An 18,473-nucleotide genomic window follows, 5' to 3' on the forward strand; every position below is an offset into this window, starting at 1 on the left:
TTATTTTGATCAGGGCTTAACAAACACCTTGCCGTTCGGCTTGGCCAGCTCGTCCGACAGACTGGCCATGGCCTCGTCCAGCGGCATCACCGCTGTCACATCCGTCGACCAGCGCCCGTCGGAAAATCTCTTTTGTGCCTCCAGCACCGCCGGGCCGAGCCGGTCGCGGAACTGCCGCATCCATTCGGCCAGCCAGAAGCCTTCGATGCGCTTGTGCTGGAAGATCAGTTGGCCGGGCTCGCGGATGACAGTCGCCTCGGCGTCGAGCCTCCCATAGACGATCCAGCGCGAGCGCTTCGGCATGACGTTGAAGATGACCGAGGCAAGCGGTCCGGTGACTGCGTCCAGGAAGATGCGGGGCTGCTCCGCCTTCATCACCTCGCGCAGCGCGGCCTCGAAATCCGCCGCCTTCTCGTTGAGCGCATGGGCGGCGCCCAGCTCTTTCAGCAGCGGGATCTGCTCGTCGCGGCGCACGGTGACGATCGGCCGAAAACCCTCCTCTTTCGCCAGTCCGATGATCAGCTTGCAGAGCTGGCTGGCGCCGGCAGTCATGATGAAGGCCTTCTCACCCTCCTCTCTGACGATGTCGAACATGGCTAAGGCGGTCAGCGGATTGACGATCATCGCCGCGGCGTCCTCGTCGCGCACCGTGTCGAGCAGTGGAATGCAGGAAGCTGCCTCGGCGACCGCGTATTCTGCCCAAGCACCCCAGTTCGATACGCCGGTGGCGAAGGCGACGCGCTTACCCGCAAGGCTTTTTGCGTAGGCGTCCTCACCAGTCGCGACGACAACGCCTACGCCCTCAAATCCGGCCGGCCGGCCCTGCACACGGGGCTGGCCGTATTGCCCTGTGATGAAGGCGATATCGGACGGGTTGATTGAGGCGAGACTGACCTTGATCAGCGCTTGTGTCGGACCAGGCGCCGGCACGGCGATGCTGCCGGCCTTCAAATAAGGCTCCATCGCCTCCAGCACGCTGGCCGAAGGCGTTTTGCTGTAGCCGTCGCCGACAAGCAGCAAGCCTCGCATTTCCGATGGAAGCGTCATGGCGGTCAGATCTTCTCCTGGGTGTATTTCCTGAGCTCGGCGCGCGCCACCTGCCGCCGGTGCACGGCGTCCGGCCCGTCGGCCAATCGCAGAGTTCTCAGATGCGTCCACGAGCGGGCGAGCGGTGTGTCCTGGCTGATGCCTTGCGCGCCGAACATCTGCACCGCCTCGTCGGTGACCTTGAGCGCGACGCTCGGCGCTACCACCTTGATCTGGCTGATCCAAGGGGCCGCAGCGCGTGCATCGCCCTGGTCGATCATCCAAGCCGCCTTGAGGCACAAGAGCCTCGCCATCTCTATCTCCATGCGGCATTCGGCGACGATGTCGAAATTGGCGCCGAGCTTTGCCAGCGATTGGCCGAACGCCTCGCGCCGCACCGAACGCTGGCACAGCATCTCCAGCGCCATCTCGGCCTGGCCGATCGCGCGCATGCAATGATGGATGCGGCCTGGCCCAAGCCGTCCTTGCGCGATCTCGAAGCCCCTGCCCTCGCCGAGGATCAGGTTCGCCGCCGGCACCCGCACATCCTCGAACCTTAGATGCAAATGGCCATGCGGCGCGTCGTCGTCGCCATAGACCTGCATTGGACGGAGCTTGGTGATCCCCTCGCTCTCCGCCGGCACCAGGATCATCGAATGCCGGCGATGCTGCGGCTCCTCGTCCGAGCCGGTCCTCACCATGACGATATAGATGGCGCAGCGCGGGTCGCCGGCCCCGGACGCCCACCATTTCTCGCCGTTAAGCACATAGTCGTCGCCCTGCCGCTCGCAGCGCATCGAAATATTGGTGGCATCGGATGAGGCGACGTCCGGCTCGGTCATCAGATAGGCCGAGCGGATCTTCCCTTCGAGCAGCGGCTCCAGCCACTGCCGCTTGTGCTCTTTTGAGCCGTAGCGCTCCAGCACTTCCATATTGCCGGTATCGGGCGCCGAGCAGTTGAAGGCCTCGGCGCCGAGATGCGCCTTGCCCATCTCCTCCGCCAGATAGGCATATTCGACCGTCGACAGGCCGTAGCCGCGCTTGGAATCGGTCAGCCAGAAGTTCCACAGCCCGCGCTCCCGCGCCGTCTTCTTCAGCCCTTCGAGGATTTCGGTCTGCCTGGCCGTGTAAGTCCAGCGGTCACCGTTTCTGCCGACCTCGGCGAGAAACTCCTCGCCGAGCGGCGCGATCTCGTCGCGCACCATCGCGGCCACGCGCTGATGGATCGGCTTCAGCCGCTCGGTCATGCCGAGGTTCATGTCCGCCATCGGTTCCGACCCTTTCGCTCCTTTATCCGTGGCAAGGATGACCGTACTTCGGCTAGCCTTGTCAACGCGAGTCCTTCGGTTCCGGCCGGGACGAGGCGCGCGGGAGGAATTATGATGAGCTATCTCGACAAGCTGTTCTCGGTGGTCGGCAAGACCGCGCTTGTGACCGGTGCCGCAACAGGCATCGGCCGCATGGTCGCGACCGGACTGGTGCAGGCCGGCGCCTCCGTGATGATCGCCTCGCGCAAGGGCGAGGACTGTGTGCGGGTCGCCGACGAAATCAACGCGCAGGGCGGCTCCGGTCGGGCCGAGGGATTTGCCGGCGACGTGTCCAGCGAAGCGGGCATCGCCGCGCTGGTTGCCGAGGTGAAGGTCCGAACGGACCGGCTGCACATCCTGGTCAACAATGCCGGCATTTCCTGGGGCGCGCCGCTCGCAGAGTTTCCCTACCACGCCTGGGCCAAGGTGTTGGGCGTCAACGTCACCGCCGTCTTCCATCTGACGCGCGAGCTTTTGCCGCTGCTCGATGCCGCAGCAAGCGACGATGACCCGGCCCGCGTGATCAATCTGGGCTCGGTGATGGGCACGCAGCCGCTGGCCGACGATGCCTATTCCTACACCGCCTCCAAGGCTGCGGTGCATCACCTGACGCGCACGCTGGCGATCGAATTCGCCGCCCGCCGCATCACCATCAACGCCTTTGCGCCCGGTCCCTTCCAGAGCCGGATGACGGCCTTTGCCACCGCCACGGAGGAGCAGGCGAAACGTGTCGGTAGCCATGTTCCGCTCGGCCGCATCGGCGTGGCGGATGACATTGCCGGCGCAACGCTCTATTTGTGCAGCCGTGCCGGAAGCTATGTCACCGGCGCCATCCTGCCGATCGACGGCGGCCAGTCGGTGCAGCACGGGATGACATTGTTCAAGGAGTAGGACGCCCGGTTCAAGCAATCGCGATCCGGGCGGGGTGCGGAGGACATCAGCGTGGAACCGATCAGTCTCGATACGCTTCTGGCCAGCGTCGGCAAGGAAGTCGGCGTGTCGCCCTGGCGCACGGTGACGCAGCGCATGATCGATCAGTTCGCCGACGCCACCGACGATCACCAGTTCATCCATTGCGATCCGGAACGGGCCGCGCGCGAGACGCCGTTCGGCGGCACCATCGCGCACGGCTTCCTGTCGCTGTCGCTGCTGTCGGCCATGACCTTCGAGACCATGCCGCCGATCGAAAACACCAAGATGGGCGTCAATCACGGCTTCGACACGCTGCGCTTCCTGGCGCCGGTGAAGACCGGCTCGCGCATCCGCACCCATTTCGTGCTGGCCGACGTCAAGGTGCGGCCTTCGGGATGGGTGCAGACGGCGCACGACGTCACCATCGAGATCGAAGGATCGAAGAAGCCGGCGCTCACCGCGCGCTGGCTGACCCTGACGCTGATCGAGCGCCAGCCCGAGACCGCATGAGCGGCGACGCCAACGCGCTCGACCAAGCAGCGCTTGCGCCTTATCTCGAAGCGCATGTGCCTGGTTTTTCCAAGCTTTGCGCGGCCGAAAAATTCAAGTCCGGACAGTCGAACCCGACCTATCTGCTGACCGCCGCCAGCGGCCGCTACGTGCTGCGCGCCAAGCCGCCGGGGCAGTTGCTGAAATCGGCACATCAGGTCGACCGCGAATTCCGGGTCATGCAGGCGCTGAGCACGACCTCCGTGCCGGTGCCGCGCATGCTCCATCTTTCAGGTGAGATGACGCCGATCGGCCGCATGTTCTACGTCATGGAGTTCCTCGACGGGCGCATCTTCTGGGATCCGTCGCTGCCGGATACATCCGGCAATGACGAGCGTGCCGCGATCTACGACGCCATGAATGCGACCCTCGCCGCCCTGCACCAAGTCGATGTCGAGGCTGTGGGCTTAGGCGATTTCGGCAAGCCCGGCAGCTATTTCCAGCGCCAGTTCGCGCGCTGGACAAGTCAGTACCGCGCCTCCGAAACCGAAAGCATAGCCGCTATGGATCGGCTGATGACCTGGCTAGAGACGCATATGCCGGCCGATGACGGCCGGGTCTCGCTGGTGCATGGCGACTACCGATTGGACAATATGATTTTCGCCAAGGACGAGCCGAAGGTCATCGCCGTGCTCGACTGGGAACTGTCGACGCTTGGCCATCCCTTTGCCGACCTCGCCTATCAATGCATGCAATGGCGGCTGCCGCATGGGTCGGGCTTTCGCGGCCTAGACGGCATCGACCGCGCCTCGATCGGCCTGCCGTCCGAGGAGGCCTATGTCGCCGCCTATTGCCGCCGGCGCGGCATCGACGGCATCGGCAACTGGACCTTCTTCCTCGCCTTCTCCTTCTTCCGCCTGGCGGCGATCTGCCAGGGTGTCTACCGCCGCGCGCTGGACGGCAATGCCTCCAACCCGGAAAAGGCCAGGACCTATGGCGAGGCGGTGAAGCTGCTCGCCGCGCTGGCGGTGGAACTGATTGACAAGAAAAGTTGAGGGAGCCAAGCCACGGGCCGTTTCGATGGAGCGACGGTGTTTTAGCCGGTGCGACAGGCGGCCTCGGCAGCGGCGCGGCCAAAGCCTTCGCCACTGAGGGCGAGCGGCCATGCGCTGGCGCTGGACGGCGGCATTAGCGCGATCTAGTTCGGAAAAAGTGGGTAGCGGCTTTCCTGTTCAAAGCGTTAGGGCGTATCTTGGGGAACCAGGCCGCTCCCTTGTCCGTTTCCGTACAGCGTATATAATTTTGTCAGGCAACCAACCATAAAGGCAGGCGGAAATTGCCGCTGAGCGTTCAGAAACGCCGCGAGAAACAGAAAGCCGAGCTTCGTTCCGAACTGGTCGACGCAGCTCACAAGCTCGTCCAGGAAGAGGGTTACGAAGGGCTTACCATCCGCAAGCTTGCTAAGCGGGTCGGCTACGCGCCGATGTCGGTCTATTCCTATTTTGCCGACAAGCAGGACATCCTGTTCGCGCTCGCCGAGGACGCGTTCGAAACGCTTGCCCGCCGCATCGAGGAGCACCCGGCTGACAATCCCGTTGAGGCGCTGAGGGCTGTTATGACCGAGTATGCCGCCTTCGGGCTCGGCAATCCCAATGAATACCGCACCGTCTTCATGACAGAGAAGACCCGGCTGCCGGAGGGCCGCAGCTACGAGGACATGGAAGAGAGCAACCCGGCGATGAAGGTGCTGATCAAAAGGGTCGAGGCCTGCGTCGCAGCCGGCAAGCTCAAAGGCGACCCGCGCGCCATAGCCACCATGCTGTGGACCGTCGGCCACGGCACGATCTCGCTGCTGATCACCTTTCCCTTCTATCCGTTCGGCGACCCCCAGGCCTATGTGAAGCGGATGTGCGACTTCATGCTGGCCTCGTTGTCGGCGCAGGACATATCCCCGCTCACCGAAACACCGGTCAACTGCTGACCGGCTTCGCCGGTTTGACACAACGCCGGTCGCTTGATTCGCGACGCCGGTTACTCGGTTCAAGCTAATTTGTCGTACGCGTACAAATTCCCTCTTGAATTCAGCCTCCATTAACCGTATCTGTACGCTGTGACGTACATGTACGATCGGAGACGGAAAGATGAAAAAGACAATCCTCGCGCTCGCTGCCTTGCTGGCTTTCTCGGGCGCCGCTTTCGCTGGCGGGAGCCAGCCGGCCAAGCACGCCCCTGCGGCCTGCACCCAGACTCACACCAATCAGGCGCTCGACTGCGCCGCGACCGGCTCGGTGGAAAAGCCCGATGCCGCCAATATCCAGACGACCAGGGGCCCGCGGCTCGGTATCGACGTGAACCCTTGGTTCGTACCCGGCCTCTAATCAGGCCAAATCGCGAACGAAAACCGGCGGCGCTTGGCCGCCCGTTGTTCGTTTCGCCTGAAGCCCAATTTGACTGCGGCGGCGGCTCTACTTCTTGCGCGACTTCATTCCAGGCAAGGTCTTGGCCCTGCCAGGCTTTGCCGGCCCGCCGGGGATGGTGGTGCTGGTAATCGACACCGGATCGCTGGCCGGGAAGGTGTCCTCGAGGCCTTCCTCGAGCTCTTCTTCCTCGATCTCGCGATCCCGCTCCAGCGAACGGACCGCCTCTGTCTTCTTGGGCGTCTTCGGCGCGGATTTGGACGGCATCGGCAGTCTCCTCGCAAGCCGCAGAAACGGCCCGGACCGGTGAAGGTTCCCCGAGGCCGGCCCTTTCGGACCGGTTGGCGCAGGATCAGTTCGCCGCGTCGCTCGCCGCTTCCGACAGCAAAGTAAATACATAGTCCGAGAAGGAACGCCAGCATTCCACCCGGAACGTGTCTTCAGCGGTACGCAGCAGCACGATCTCGGACTTGCCGAGAATGGTGCGCGATGCTGCCCCGACCGGGAAGGCCTCCAGCGACAGGTCCTGTGGGCAACCGGAACTGACCGTCACCGCGGCCGCCGGGCCGGCAACCGAGATCGCCACATTGCGATGCGAGATGCCGACCGCGGAGTGCAGCGCCGAGACCGTGGCGCAGTCGGCCAGCGGATCGTTGCCGGCATCGTCGATGACCAGCCATTCGTCCGGCCCGAGCCACAAGGCGGTGCGCCCGCCTTTCGCCGCCGAGCTCTTCGGCTTCGCCGGCAGCGTCACGCCGAGCGCCTTGGAGAGAGCGGCGACGGAAGCTTCGGGCGCGCGCAGCGAGATGCGTTCGGCCGGCGGCAGGATCTCGACCTTGACGCCCGGCGCCGACACCGCGCGGCCAGCAAGTGCCGGACGCCGTTCGACGGCAGCTGAAGCGTCGGCGGCTTTTGTCTTGGCGGCAGCCTTAGCCATTGAGGCGCTCCCCCTTTTCGTCGACGAACACCATGCCGGTGACCTCCACCTCGATCGTGCCGTTCGGCATCGGCACATAGAGCGTCTGGCCCATGCGATCACGGCCGCCGGCGACCAGCGCCAGCGCGATCGAGCGCCCGCAGTTCTCCGACCAGTAGCTGGAGGTGACGTGGCCGATCATCTTCATCGGGATCGCCTGTTTCGGATCCTCGACGATCTGCGCGCCTTCTTCCAACACGACCTTCGGATCCTTGGCCTTCAGGCCGACCAGTTGCTTGCGGCCCTTGGCGACGAGATCCGCGCGCATCATACCGCGGATGCCGACGAAGTCGGTCTTCTTCTTGCCGACCGCCCAGTCGAGACCGGCATCGTTCGGCGTCACCGTGCCGTCCGTATCCTGGCCGACGATGATGTAGCCCTTTTCGGCGCGCAGCACGTGCATTGTTTCGGTGCCGTAAGCGGTCGCGCCATACTTCCGGCCTTCGGCCCACAGCGCTTCCCACACCGCTTCGCCGTAGTCGGCCGGCACGTTGACCTCGAAGCCGCGCTCGCCGGTGAAAGACATGCGGAACAGCCGCGTCGGCACGCCGCAGATCTTGCCTTCGCGCACCGACATATGCGGCAGTGCCTCGTCCGACATGTCGATGCCTTCGACCAAAGGTTCGATGATTTTCCGCGCGCTCGGCCCCTGCACGGCGATCACCGCCCATTGCTCGGTGATCGAGGTCAGCCAGACATTGAGATGCGGGAACTCGGTCTGGAGATAGTCCTCCATGTGATGCATGACACGCGGCGCGCCGCCGGTGGTCGTCGTCACATGGAAGCGGTCCGGCGCCAGCCTGCCGACGACGCCGTCATCATAGATGAAGCCGTCCTCGCGCAGCATGATGCCGTAGCGGCAGCGGCCGGGCTCCAGCTTCTCCCACGGGTTGGTGTAGAGCAGTTCCATGAACTTCGCCGCATCCGGCCCGACCACCTCGATCTTGCCGAGCGTCGAGGCGTCGAACAGGCCGGCCGCTTTGCGCACCGTGACGCATTCGCGGTTGACGGCGGCGTGCATGTCCTCGCCGGCCTTGGGGAAATACCAGGCGCGCTTCCACTGGCCGACATCCTCGAACACGGCACCTTGGGCGGCCGCCCAGCCATGCGTCGCCGTGCGGCGCGTCGGGTCGAACAGCGCGCCACGCGCATGGCCGACGATCGAGCCGAAGGTGACCGGCGTATAGGGCGCGCGGAATGTGGTGAGACCAACCTGCGGGATCGGCTTGCCGAGCGTCTCGGCGGCGATCGCCAGGCCGTGCATGTTCGACGTCTTACCCTGGTCGGTCGCCATGCCGTTGGTGGTGAAGCGCTTGACGTGCTCAATCGAGTGCATGCCTTCATGCACCGCCTGGCGAATGTCCTTGGCGGTGACATCGTTCTGAAAATCGACGAAGGCCTTGACCGTGGTGCCCGGCCCGGCGCCGGGCGCAGCGCCAAGCATGCCGCGTGACCAGCTTTCACTGGCATCGACCTTCGGCTTGGCGCCCTTGCCCATCTTGCCGCTGGAATCCTTGCCGCCGGCGTCCCTTGCCGCCTGGGCGCCTGCCGCATAGGCCTCGTCGACCGTTGCCTCCAGACCGTCCGTGCCGTTGCAGGCGCCGACCGAGACGCAGTCCTGCGCATAGGTCCCCGGCACGAAGCGTCGCGCCTCCTCGTTGAAGGCGACCTTGCCGCGCGACTGCGAGAACAGATGCACCGACGGCGTCCAGCCGGCGGACATCAGGATGGCGTCGACCGCGATCCTGCGCTCGCCGCCGCCGTTCTTCGGCTGCACCGTCATCGACGATACGCGCAGCTTGCCGCCGGCGCTAACCACAGCGCGACCGAAATTGATCTCGATGCCGAGGCTCCTCGCTTCGTCGATCACCGCCCCCGACGGGTTGTCGCGCAGGTCGACGATGGCAGCGACATTGACGCCGGCCTTCCTCAGGTCGATCGCGGCCGCGTAGGCCGAGTCGTTTGCCGTATAGACGCCGACATTCCTGCCGACCGCCACGCCATAGTGGTTGAGGTAGGTGCGCGCCGCCGATGCCAGCATGACGCCCGGCCGGTCGTTGTTGGCGAACACCATGTGCCGCTCGATGGCGCCGGTCGCGAGCACGACCCGCTTGGCGCGAACCTGCCACAGGCGCTCGCGCGCCAGCTCCCGGCCGGGGCTCTTGAGATGGTCGCTGACCCGCTCGACCAGGCCGACGAAGTTCTGCGCGTAGTACCCGAAAGCTGTCGTGCGCGACAGCACTCGGACATTGTCCATCGCCTTGAGTTTGGCGATCGCGGCTTGTGCCCAGGCAAAGCCGTCCTCGCCATCGATCCTGGCGCCGCTCTCGAAGCGCAGGCTGCCGCCGAATTCGGCCTGCTCGTCGGCGAGGATCACCCGCACGCCGGTTTCGGCTGCGGCAAGCGCTGCGGCGATGCCGGCCGCACCGCCGCCCAGCACCAGCACGTCGCAATGCGCGTAGCGCGCCGCATAATGGTCGGGATCCGGCCGGTCGGGAGAAACGCCAAGGCCGGCCGTCGCGCGGATCTTCGGCTCATAGAAGTTCAACCAGGCCGACTTCGGCCACATGAAGGTCTTGTAGTAAAAGCCGGCCGAGAACATCGGCGAGGCAATGTCGTTGACCGCGCCGACATCGAAGGCGAGCGAGGGCCAGCGGTTCTGCGAATTGGCGGTGAGCCCGTCATAGAGCTCCTGCACGGTCGCGCGCACATTCGGTGTCTTGCGCGCGTCGTCGCGAACGATCTGCACCAGCGCGTTGGGCTCTTCCGCGCCGGCCGACAGGAAGCCGCGCGGCCTATGGTATTTGAAGGATCGGCCGACCAGATGGACGCCGTTGGCGAGCAAGGCCGAGGCCAGCGTGTCGCCTTCGATGCCGAGATAGGACTTGCCGTCGAAGCTGAACGAGGCTGTCTTGGCCTGGCTGAGGCGCCCGGCGCCGGAGATGCGGAACGACGCGTTCATTTCGAGGCTCCAGGCAGCTTCGCGGGCCTCGGCTCGCCGGCCTTGTAGGTCATGACGAACTTGTCGGTGACGGTGTCGCGCACGGCGTTGAAGAAGCGGGCGCAGCCATGGATATGCCGCCAGCGCTCATAGATGACGCCTTTCGGGTTCGAGCGGATGAAAAAGAATTTCTCGAAATCGTCTTCGCTTTCGGCGGCAATGTTGGTCGGGCGCGCGATATGCGCCTCGCCGGCATTGCGGAACTCGAGTTCCGGGCGCTCTTCCTCGCAATAGGGACAGCGGATGAGAAGCATCTAGGTTGATCCTACAATTCTCCATGGCCGACGCGGACGCCGGCCGGTTGATCGCAAAGCCTCTGGCAGGCCATCTCGGCCATCATCAATGCGCCACCGCCGCCGCCGCCGCTTCGTCGATGAGACGGCCGGTGCGGAAGCGCTCGAGCGTGAAGGGCGCGTTGATCGGGTGCGGGTCGTCCCTGGCGATGGTGTGGGCAAAGACGTTGCCCGAACCTGGCGTCGCCTTGAAGCCGCCGGTGCCCCAGCCGCAATTGACATAGAGGCCCTTGACCGGCGTCTTAGCCAGGATCGGCGAGCGGTCGGGGGTCACGTCGACGATGCCGCCCCAGGAGCGCAGCATCTTCATGCGGGTGAAGATCGGGAACATTTCGCAGATGGCGTCGAGCGTGTGCTGCAGGATGTGCAGGCCGCCGGTTTGCGAATAGGAGATATACTGGTCGGTGCCGGCGCCGATGACCAGCTCGCCCTTGTCCGACTGCGAGATATAGGCGTGCACCGTGTTCGACATGATGACGCATGGCACCACCGGCTTGACCGGCTCCGAGACCAGCGCCTGCAACGGATAACTCTCCAACGGCATGCGCACGCCGGCCATATCCATGATGACCGACGAATGGCCGGCCGCGACGACGCCGACCTTCTTGGCGCCGATGACGCCGCGCGTCGTCTCGACGCCGGTGACCGCGCCGTTGGCCGCACGCTTGACGCCGGTGACCTCGCAGTTCTGGATGATGTGCACGCCGCGCGCCGAGGCGCCGCGCGCATAACCCCAGGCGACCGCATCGTGGCGGGCCGTGCCGCCGCGGCGCTGCAGCGCGGCACCCATGACCGGATAGCGCGCCTCCTTGGAAATGTTGAGCGGCGGACAGAACTCCTTCGCCTGTTCCGGCGTCAGCCACTCATTGTCGATGCCGTTGAGGCGGTTGGCATGGATGTGGCGCTTGAACACCTGAACGTCATGCACATTGTGCGCGAGCATCATGACGCCGCGCGCCGAATACATGACGTTGTAATTGAGCTCCTGCGAGAGCCCATCCCACAGCTTCAGCGCATGGTCATAGATGCCGGCGCTCTCGTCATAGAGATAGTTGGAGCGGATGATGGTGGTGTTGCGGCCGGTGTTGCCGCCGCCGAGCCAGCCCTTTTCCAGCACCGCGACATTGGTGATGCCGTGCTCACTCGCCAGATAATAGGCGGTGGCCAGGCCGTGGCCGCCGGCGCCGACGATGATGACGTCGTATTCCTTCTTCGGCTCGGGTGAGGTCCATTGCTCTTCCCAGCCCTTGTGGCCGCGCATCGCCTCGCGGGCAATGGCGAATACGGAGTATTTCTTCACGTTCAGCCTCGCGCCAAAAATCGCGGATCTCGGCCGGGCATCCCCCGGCGCGCGTGGTGTATCACTAGCGAAAGCGCGTAGCCACCCTTGCGCTGTTTGCGACGGCGCTTGCCGTTTTGCGCCGCGGCTGCGCGGCGCATGCCCGACAACTCGCATTCCGATCGGCCAGTCAGCTTTCGGGTGGCTGCCGAAATGCCGATTTGCGACCAAGCATCCCACCACCGGCTGGACCGGCATAGAGAAAGGATGAGAAATGTTCGCACTCACCAACAAGGTTGCCATCGTCACCGGCGCCAGCTCCGGCATCGGCCGCGCCACGGCCGGTCTATTCGCCGAGCAGGGCGCCAGTGTCGTCGTCGCGGCGCGCCGCCGGGCCGAGCTCGATGCACTCGTCGGCGAAATCGAGACGGCCGGTGGAACCGCAATTGCACTCGCCGGCGATGTCCGGGACGAAGCCTATGCCAGAGCTCTGGTCGAGCTTGCGGTCGAAAGGTTCGGCGGCCTCGACATTGCCTTCAACAATGCGGGCGCCGTCGGCTTGATGGCGCCGGTACCGGAGATGGCGCCGGCGAATTGGCACGACACGATCGACACCAATTTGACCAGCGCCTTCCTCGCCGCAAGGCACCAGATCCCGGCGATGCTGGAGCGCGGCGGCGGCTCGCTGATCTTCACCTCGAGTTTCGTCGGCTATACCGCCGGCATGCCGGGCATGGCCGCCTATGCCGCCGCCAAGGCGGGGCTGATCGGGCTGACGCAGGTGCTGGCCGCCGAATACGGCCCGAAAGGGCTGCGCGTCAACGCGCTGTTGCCCGGCGGCATCGACACGCCCGCAGCGACGTTCAAGACGCCGGAATCGCGGACATTCGTCGAAAACTTGCATGCCTTGAAGCGTGTGGCCCGGCCCGAGGAGATCGCCCGCTCAGCGCTCTACCTTGCCTCGGACGCCTCAAGCTTCACCACTGGCACGGCACTGTTTGCCGATGGTGGCGTCTCGATCAATCGGACGTGAATCATCTGACGGTCGGCAGCCATGCTCATCCGCTGAAATCGCTCGACGGGGCCTTGCATTCCGGTCCGTTTTGACGATTTGGTTTCCCGTCGAAAACGGATCGGAACGATGCTGCTGATCAGAACCTATGTAGCCCAGAGCGCCATCGAAGGCGTCGGCGTTTTCGCCGCCGAGCCGGTCAGGAAAGGTGCCTCCATCTGGCGGCTCGATCCCGATTTCGACCGGCTGATCCCCATGGAGAAATACGAGAAGGCGCCGCCGCATCTCAAGGAATTGCTCGACCGCTACGCCTATCCGAGCCCGGACAAGCCGGGTTTCATGGTATATGAGGTCGACAATGGCCGCTTCATGAACCATTCCGAGCGGCCGAACACGGATTTCTCCCAATATGGTGGCGCCACAGCGACCCGGGATATCGCGGCCGGCGAGGAAATCACTTGCGACTATGGCGAATTCTTTGAGGATTTCGCCCGTCTGCATCTTGCGACCGCCTAAGGCTCAGACCGGCAAGGCACGGCGCTCGGGCTTCCGATCGTGGTTTCCTGCAATCAACGGTGGACAGCACGGCCTGATTCTGCTATCAGCCGGCACAATTCGCGGTGCAGGTCACTGCGGAGGCATGTGGCTATGGGCTGCTTGCCTGAGATTTCAAACCCGAAGACAGGATTGCACGTGCAGGTACTCGTCCGCGACAACAACGTTGATCAGGCGCTTCGCGCGCTGAAGAAGAAGATGCAGCGCGAAGGTATTTTCCGCGAAATGAAGATGCGCGGTCACTACGAAAAGCCGTCCGAGAAGCGTGCCCGCGAGAAGGCGGAAGCCGTCCGCCGCGCCCGCAAGCTGGCCCGTAAGCGCGCCCAGCGCGAAGGCCTGCTGCCGATGACCCCGCGCCCGGCTCCGGCTGGTGCTGCCGGCGCATCGCGTTCGCCGCGCTGATACCGTCAATTTTTCGTCCTTTTCGAAGGATACCGAGGGTGGCGCGATGCGGAATCGCCGCCACCTTTTTGTTTATGTGTTCGAGCCGGTTCGGAGAGGGAACGGACCTGACGGCGCGGCGCCAGTGAGGACTGAGATGAACGCAATTACCGTGGAGCGCAGAACCGCTTTTCGCGGCTTCGCCCTGACGGCGGCCCTGCTTTCGGGCCTGACCCTTGCAGCATGCCAGACGGCCCCGACGGGGGAGTTCAACAGTATCGACAAGGCGCAAGGCTCGACCGAGAACATCTCCTCGCTGTCGGCTGTCATCCAGCGCAATCCTCAGGATCCCGAGGGTTACAATGTGCGCGGCTCGGCCTATGGCCGCGGCGGCCAGTACCAGGCGGCGCTCAAGGATTTCGACACCGCCATCCAGCTCAATCCGAACTTCTATCAGGCCTATTCGAACCGGGCGCTCATCCAGCGTTTCCTGGGCAACCAGCAAGCAGCGCTTGCCGACTATAACCGCTCGATCCAGATCAACGCCAATTACGACGCCGCCTATATCGGCCGCGGCAATCTCTATCGCAAGGCCGGCCGCGTCAACGACGCCTTCAACGATTTCCAGAAGGCGATCCAACTCGACACGACCGACGCCCGCGCCTACCACAATCGCGGCCTGATCTATCAGAGCCAGGGCCAGCATAAGTTCGCCATCGAGGATTTCTCGACCGCCATTTCGCTGGCGCCGGACGCAGCCGAGCCCTACAACGGCCGCGGCCTGTCCTATCTGGCCATGAATGACGAGGACAACGCCTTCGCCGACTTCAACATGGCCATCAAGCTCGACGGCAAGAACGCCGAGGCCTGGGCCAACCAGGCGCTGATCTACGAGCGACGCGGCGACAAGGAAAGGGCGGCCAAGTCCTACCGCGAAGCTGTCCACCTCGACCCGAACTACCAACCCGCCAAGGACGGCCTGTCGCGCACCTCGGCCGGCGCCAGCTGATCGGAAGCTAAGGCCGCCCGGGGGTCCGGTCGCCCGCGATGGGTCTATTGCGGCGCTGACACGCCGATGTGGCCGTTAGTCGCCAACGGCGATGTGTTGGCTCGCCATGCTCGCGCCAAGTTTTGGGCGGAACGCTCCTCGCACCTCGACCGTTTAACCGGGGCCGTTTGTTGCGAAAGGACCTTTCCGATGATCAAGACACTTGCCTGTGCCGCCGCCGCGCTTGCCGCCACGGTCCTCGCTTCTCCGGTCAGCGCCGGCACGCTCCGGCTCGGCACGCTCGATTGCACCATCGACGGAGGCACCGGTTACGTCATCACCTCCAACAAGGGCGTGTCCTGCGTCTTCCGCCCCTATCATCACGGCCCGGCCGAGCTATACACGGGCATGATCTCCAAGCTCGGCGTCGATATCGGCCGGACGCATCAAGGTCAGCTTGTCTGGGCGGTTCTCGCCGCCACCCGCCACCATGACGCAGGCGATCTCGCCGGCAGCTATTACGGCGTCAACGCGGAGGCGAGCGTCGTGACCGGTGGCGGCGCCAATCTTTTGGTCGGCGGCCTCGACGGCGCCTTCATGCTCGAGCCGCTGAGCGTCCAGGCGCAGACCGGCGTCAACCTCGCTGTTGCCGTGGCTTCGCTGGACCTCGTCCACTCCTATAAGTGAAATTTCAAATCAGTTAGCACCGATACGGCCCGGGACTCTCGCTCCGGGCCGAATTTTTAGCGCGCTGCTCGCCGATATCGCCGAAATGCCTCTTGAGCTCAACAGCGCTTGAGGTTCTACAAGCCCTGCCGAACTGGATCTGGCGCTTCGTTCGCAATGTGGATGAGGTTGCGGAAAACAAGCGGGAGATCGACGTGACGGCAGCAGGCGGCGGCAAGGTGGCCGGCAACAAGGTGGACTGGCGAGCACTGTGGGCAAGCGGCGACCTGGCGCGTTTCTGCTTTGTCAGTCTCGGCATCCTGCTGCATGCCACCAACGAGACCATGGTGGCGACGGTGATGCCGGCCATGGTCGGCGAGTTGGCCGGCGTGCAGCTCGTGGGCTGGTCGCTGGCGATCTATGAGCTCGGCGCCATCGTCGCGGGTGCGGCCGCCGGGCGGCTGGTGAGCTATGTCGCGCTGCGCTCCAACATGATGGTCGCCGCCCTGCTCTACGCAGCAGGCGCGCTGATCTGCGCGGCGGCACCCTCCATGCCGTTCTTCCTCGCCGGGCGGCTGGTCGAGGGACTTGGCGGCGGCGCGCTGGTGTCGCTCGCCTTCGTTTCGGTCGAGCGTCTCTTTCCGCGCAACATCTGGCCGCAGCTCTTCGGCATCATGTCGGCGATCTGGGGCGTCGCCGCCTTCAGCGGACCGCTGCTCGGCGCTGTTATGACCGAGTTCCTGTCGTGGCGCTGGGCCTTTGGCGTCTTCACTTTCGGCGGCGCGGCGATGGCGCTGGCGAGCTTCATCGTGCTGGACACGCCGGAGGCGACGAGGCCGCAGGCGGGCAGCGGCACGGCGACGCCCTTTCCCTATCCGGCGCTTGCCTGTCTCGCCATCGCCGTCGTGCTGATCGCTGCCGCCGGCATCGACATCGCCCTGCTGCGCTCGTCGCTGCTGCTGGCCGTCGGGCTGATCGGCCTGGCGCTTTTCTTCCGCATGGATGCCCTCAGGCCGCGCTCGCGCCTGTTTCCGGCACCTTTGTTCTCATGGCGCTCGCCGCTTGGCTCAGGCATGACGATGGTTGCGGCCTTCTCGGTAGCGACCTGCACGTTCACCATTTACGGGCCGCTGCTGCTCACCACGCTGCACGGCATTCCGATCCTGACCACCGGCTATATCATCGCTGCCGAATCCATCGCCTGGTCGATCCTGTCGATCCTCATCGCCAATGCGCCGCTGGAACGCGAAAGACTGATCATCGTCGTCGGCGCGCTGATGATCGCCTCCGGTCTTGCCGGTTTCGCCTATGCCATCCCCGCAGGTTCGATCCCGCTGATCCTGCTCTGCGCTCTGCTGCAGGGCGGCGGCTTCGGCGTCTGCTGGCCGTTCCTGACGCGCGTCATCGTCGCTTCGGCCCGCGACGGCGAGCAGACGATCGCTTCGGCCGCCGTGCCGACCATGCAGCGGATCGGCTACGCGGTGGGCGCGGCCGTTGCCGGCATTGTGGCCAACGCCAGCGGCTTCTCGCAAGGCCTCAATCGTGACGCGGCTGCAGGCGTGGCCGGCTGGCTCTTCCTCGCCTTCGTGCCGCTTGGGATCCTCGGCTGCATCGCCGCGCTGCGGATCGCGCTGCCGCCAATGCGACCGCAGGCAGCGGCCAGCTAAACCACTGTCGTTTTCAGCCGCTCGGCAATCGATGCGGCGAGCCGTGTCGCCACCTCGTCCTTGCCCATCTCCGGCCACTCCTCGACGCCCGTGCGCGAGACGATGCGCACCTTGTTGCGATCGCCGCCCATAACGCCGGAAGGGCCGATGCCGCTCCCATGCGAGACGTCGTTGGCGACGATGAGATCGGCGCCCTTCTTCCTGAGCTTGGCCTCGGCGTTGCCGATGAGGTCCTGCGTCTCGGCGGCAAAGCCGACGACAAGACCGGGCCTCTGCGCATGATGGCCGACGCCCGCCAGGATGTCGGGATTCTCGACCATCTTGAGCGACGGCGGGCCCTTCCCTGCCACCTTCTTGATCTTTTCACCGGCGGCATTCGCGGTGCGCCAGTCGGCGACGGCCGCGACGAAGACAGCCGCGTCCGCCGGCAAAAGGCTCTCGACCGCTTCCTTCATCTCGGCCGCTGTTTCCACATGCGTGGTCTTCACCCCGGCCGGATCGGCGATGTTGACCGGACCGGACACGAGCCGGACATCGGCGCCGAGCTTCGCCAGTGCCGCCGCGATCGCATGGCCCTGCTTGCCGGACGAACGGTTGGCGATGTAGCGCACCGGATCGATCGGCTCATGCGTCGGCCCCGAGGTGACGATGATCTTGCGGCCCGCAAGCGGCTGCGGCTTCTCATCGAGCATCGCCTCGATCGCGGCCACGATTTCCAGCGGCTCGGCCATGCGGCCTTCGCCCGCCTCGTTGCTTTCCGCCATCTCGCCCTTGGCCGGCCCGACAAAGGCGATGCCATCCTTCTGCAAGGTCGCCCGGTTGCGCCGCGTCGCCGGATGCGACCACATCTTCGGATTCATCGCCGGCGCCATCAGCACTTTCTTGTCGGTCGCAAGCAGCACCGTCGAGGCAAGATCATTGGCATGGCCGTTGGCGAGCTTCGCCATCAGGTCGGCGGTGGCCGGCGCCACGACCAGCAGATCGGCCTCGCGCGACAGCCTTATGTGGCCGACATCGTGCTCGTCATTGCGGTCGAAGAGTTCGGTGAAAACATGGTCGGCCGAAAGCGCGCCGACGGACAACGTGGTGACGAATTCCTGCGCGGCTGATGTCATTACCACCCGGACAGAAGCGCCGCGCTCGCGCAGGCGCCGGGTCAGATCGAGCGATTTGTAGGCGGCGATCCCGCCGCCGATGACGAGAAGGACGCGTTTGCCGGAGAGCGTTCCGCGAACTGACGGCCTGCCGGGCATGTCGGCGATAGGCGGTGCTTGCTGGCCGGGGCCGGTCAGCGCGCGCAACGTCTTCTCGATCTGGTCGATGCGGTCGGCCTGTCCTGCCCGGCCCTCAACCGCCGCCCTGATCATCGCCCGGGCCTGCTCCTCCATCGAGCAGCCATTTTCGGCAGCCAATTGGCGCAGCAGGTCCTTAACTCCATCGTCAAGGTTGCGGATCGTGATGCTGGCCATCTGATTGCACCCGCTTCAAACTAGCGCCGGCAATG

19 protein-coding genes are annotated in these 18,473 nt (G+C 64.8%); 11 read left to right on the top strand and 8 right to left on the bottom strand.

The window, feature by feature from the left end; translation table 11 throughout:
- Nucleotides 1-9 precede the first annotated feature (9 nt).
- On the bottom strand, nucleotides 10-1,047 hold the full coding sequence (locus tag CK215_RS09635) for a zinc-binding dehydrogenase (RefSeq protein WP_095830787.1): 1,038 nt from the start codon (nucleotides 1,045-1,047) through the stop codon (nucleotides 10-12).
- A 5-nt stretch (nucleotides 1,048-1,052) separates the two neighbouring features.
- Complete coding sequence (locus CK215_RS09640) at nucleotides 1,053-2,294, bottom strand: acyl-CoA dehydrogenase family protein (protein ID WP_095830788.1); 1,242 nt, start codon at nucleotides 2,292-2,294, stop codon at nucleotides 1,053-1,055.
- A 114-nt stretch (nucleotides 2,295-2,408) separates the two neighbouring features.
- On the opposite strand from CK215_RS09640, the gene CK215_RS09645 reads away from it, so the two are divergent.
- The 5 genes from CK215_RS09645 (at nucleotide 2,409) to CK215_RS09665 (ending at nucleotide 6,112) form a co-directional block, all read left to right on the top strand.
- Nucleotides 2,409-3,224, top strand: coding sequence for an SDR family oxidoreductase (locus CK215_RS09645; RefSeq protein ID WP_095830865.1), 816 nt, complete (start codon nucleotides 2,409-2,411; stop codon nucleotides 3,222-3,224).
- Nucleotides 3,225-3,269: 45 nt separating this feature from the next.
- Nucleotides 3,270-3,755, top strand: coding sequence for a MaoC family dehydratase (locus CK215_RS09650; RefSeq protein ID WP_277816115.1), 486 nt, complete (start codon nucleotides 3,270-3,272; stop codon nucleotides 3,753-3,755).
- Nucleotides 3,752-4,789: a phosphotransferase gene (locus tag CK215_RS09655; protein WP_067002595.1), complete on the top strand. Its 1,038-nt coding sequence runs from the start codon at nucleotides 3,752-3,754 to the stop codon at nucleotides 4,787-4,789. Before CK215_RS09650 ends, CK215_RS09655 begins: the two co-directional genes overlap by 4 nt.
- 281 nt (nucleotides 4,790-5,070) lie before the next feature.
- Entirely contained in the window at nucleotides 5,071-5,715 is a 645-nt protein-coding gene (locus tag CK215_RS09660) for a TetR/AcrR family transcriptional regulator (RefSeq protein ID WP_095830789.1), read from the top strand.
- Nucleotides 5,716-5,875: 160 nt separating this feature from the next.
- On the top strand, nucleotides 5,876-6,112 hold the full coding sequence (locus tag CK215_RS09665; protein ID WP_095830790.1) for a DUF680 domain-containing protein: 237 nt from the start codon (nucleotides 5,876-5,878) through the stop codon (nucleotides 6,110-6,112).
- An 87-nt stretch (nucleotides 6,113-6,199) separates the two neighbouring features.
- Here CK215_RS09665 and CK215_RS09670 read toward each other — a convergent pair whose 3' ends face one another.
- From CK215_RS09670 to CK215_RS09690, 5 genes are all read right to left on the bottom strand, one after another.
- Nucleotides 6,200-6,418, bottom strand: coding sequence for a hypothetical protein (locus tag CK215_RS09670; RefSeq protein ID WP_095778807.1), 219 nt, complete (start codon nucleotides 6,416-6,418; stop codon nucleotides 6,200-6,202).
- Nucleotides 6,419-6,503: 85 nt separating this feature from the next.
- Entirely contained in the window at nucleotides 6,504-7,088 is a 585-nt protein-coding gene (locus tag CK215_RS09675) for a sarcosine oxidase subunit gamma (RefSeq protein ID WP_095830791.1), read from the bottom strand.
- Entirely contained in the window at nucleotides 7,081-10,089 is a 3,009-nt protein-coding gene (locus CK215_RS09680) for a sarcosine oxidase subunit alpha (RefSeq protein ID WP_095830792.1), read from the bottom strand. The genes CK215_RS09675 and CK215_RS09680 overlap by 8 nt, the downstream gene beginning before the upstream one ends.
- Entirely contained in the window at nucleotides 10,086-10,382 is a 297-nt protein-coding gene (locus CK215_RS09685) for a sarcosine oxidase subunit delta (RefSeq protein WP_095781087.1), read from the bottom strand. The genes CK215_RS09680 and CK215_RS09685 overlap by 4 nt, the downstream gene beginning before the upstream one ends.
- A gap of 85 nt (nucleotides 10,383-10,467) precedes the next feature.
- Nucleotides 10,468-11,721, bottom strand: a complete 1,254-nt coding sequence (locus CK215_RS09690; protein WP_095830793.1) for a sarcosine oxidase subunit beta — start codon at nucleotides 11,719-11,721, stop codon at nucleotides 10,468-10,470.
- A gap of 253 nt (nucleotides 11,722-11,974) precedes the next feature.
- Here CK215_RS09690 and CK215_RS09695 point away from each other — a divergent pair, with 253 nt between their 5' ends.
- The 6 genes from CK215_RS09695 to CK215_RS09720 all read left to right on the top strand — a co-directional run bounded on the left by CK215_RS09695 (nucleotide 11,975) and on the right by CK215_RS09720 (nucleotide 16,969).
- A complete protein-coding gene (locus CK215_RS09695) occupies nucleotides 11,975-12,733 on the top strand; it encodes an SDR family oxidoreductase (protein ID WP_095830794.1) in 759 nt (252 codons plus the stop codon).
- A 108-nt stretch (nucleotides 12,734-12,841) separates the two neighbouring features.
- A complete protein-coding gene (locus CK215_RS09700; RefSeq protein WP_095781084.1) occupies nucleotides 12,842-13,228 on the top strand; it encodes an SET domain-containing protein-lysine N-methyltransferase in 387 nt (128 codons plus the stop codon).
- Between the two features lie 177 nt (nucleotides 13,229-13,405).
- Entirely contained in the window at nucleotides 13,406-13,669 is a 264-nt protein-coding gene (rpsU, locus tag CK215_RS09705; RefSeq protein ID WP_040969057.1) for a 30S ribosomal protein S21, read from the top strand.
- Between the two features lie 136 nt (nucleotides 13,670-13,805).
- The gene (locus CK215_RS09710) at nucleotides 13,806-14,657 is read left to right on the top strand and encodes a tetratricopeptide repeat protein (protein ID WP_095826741.1); all 852 of its coding nucleotides are present in this window, start codon (nucleotides 13,806-13,808) and stop codon (nucleotides 14,655-14,657) included.
- A 189-nt stretch (nucleotides 14,658-14,846) separates the two neighbouring features.
- Complete coding sequence (locus CK215_RS09715; RefSeq protein ID WP_067002615.1) at nucleotides 14,847-15,323, top strand: DUF992 domain-containing protein; 477 nt, start codon at nucleotides 14,847-14,849, stop codon at nucleotides 15,321-15,323.
- 194 nt (nucleotides 15,324-15,517) lie between these two features.
- On the top strand, nucleotides 15,518-16,969 hold the full coding sequence (locus tag CK215_RS09720; RefSeq protein ID WP_245418653.1) for an MFS transporter: 1,452 nt from the start codon (nucleotides 15,518-15,520) through the stop codon (nucleotides 16,967-16,969).
- On the opposite strand, the gene coaBC is transcribed toward CK215_RS09720, so the two are convergent.
- Nucleotides 16,966-18,438, bottom strand: a complete 1,473-nt coding sequence (gene coaBC / locus CK215_RS09725) for a bifunctional phosphopantothenoylcysteine decarboxylase/phosphopantothenate--cysteine ligase CoaBC (protein WP_210201670.1) — start codon at nucleotides 18,436-18,438, stop codon at nucleotides 16,966-16,968. The genes CK215_RS09720 and coaBC overlap by 4 nt on opposite strands.
- Between the last annotated feature and the right edge of the window lie 35 nt (nucleotides 18,439-18,473).

The organism is Mesorhizobium sp. WSM3864, from assembly GCF_002294955.1.
Taxonomy (GTDB): Bacteria; Pseudomonadota; Alphaproteobacteria; order Rhizobiales; family Rhizobiaceae; genus Mesorhizobium.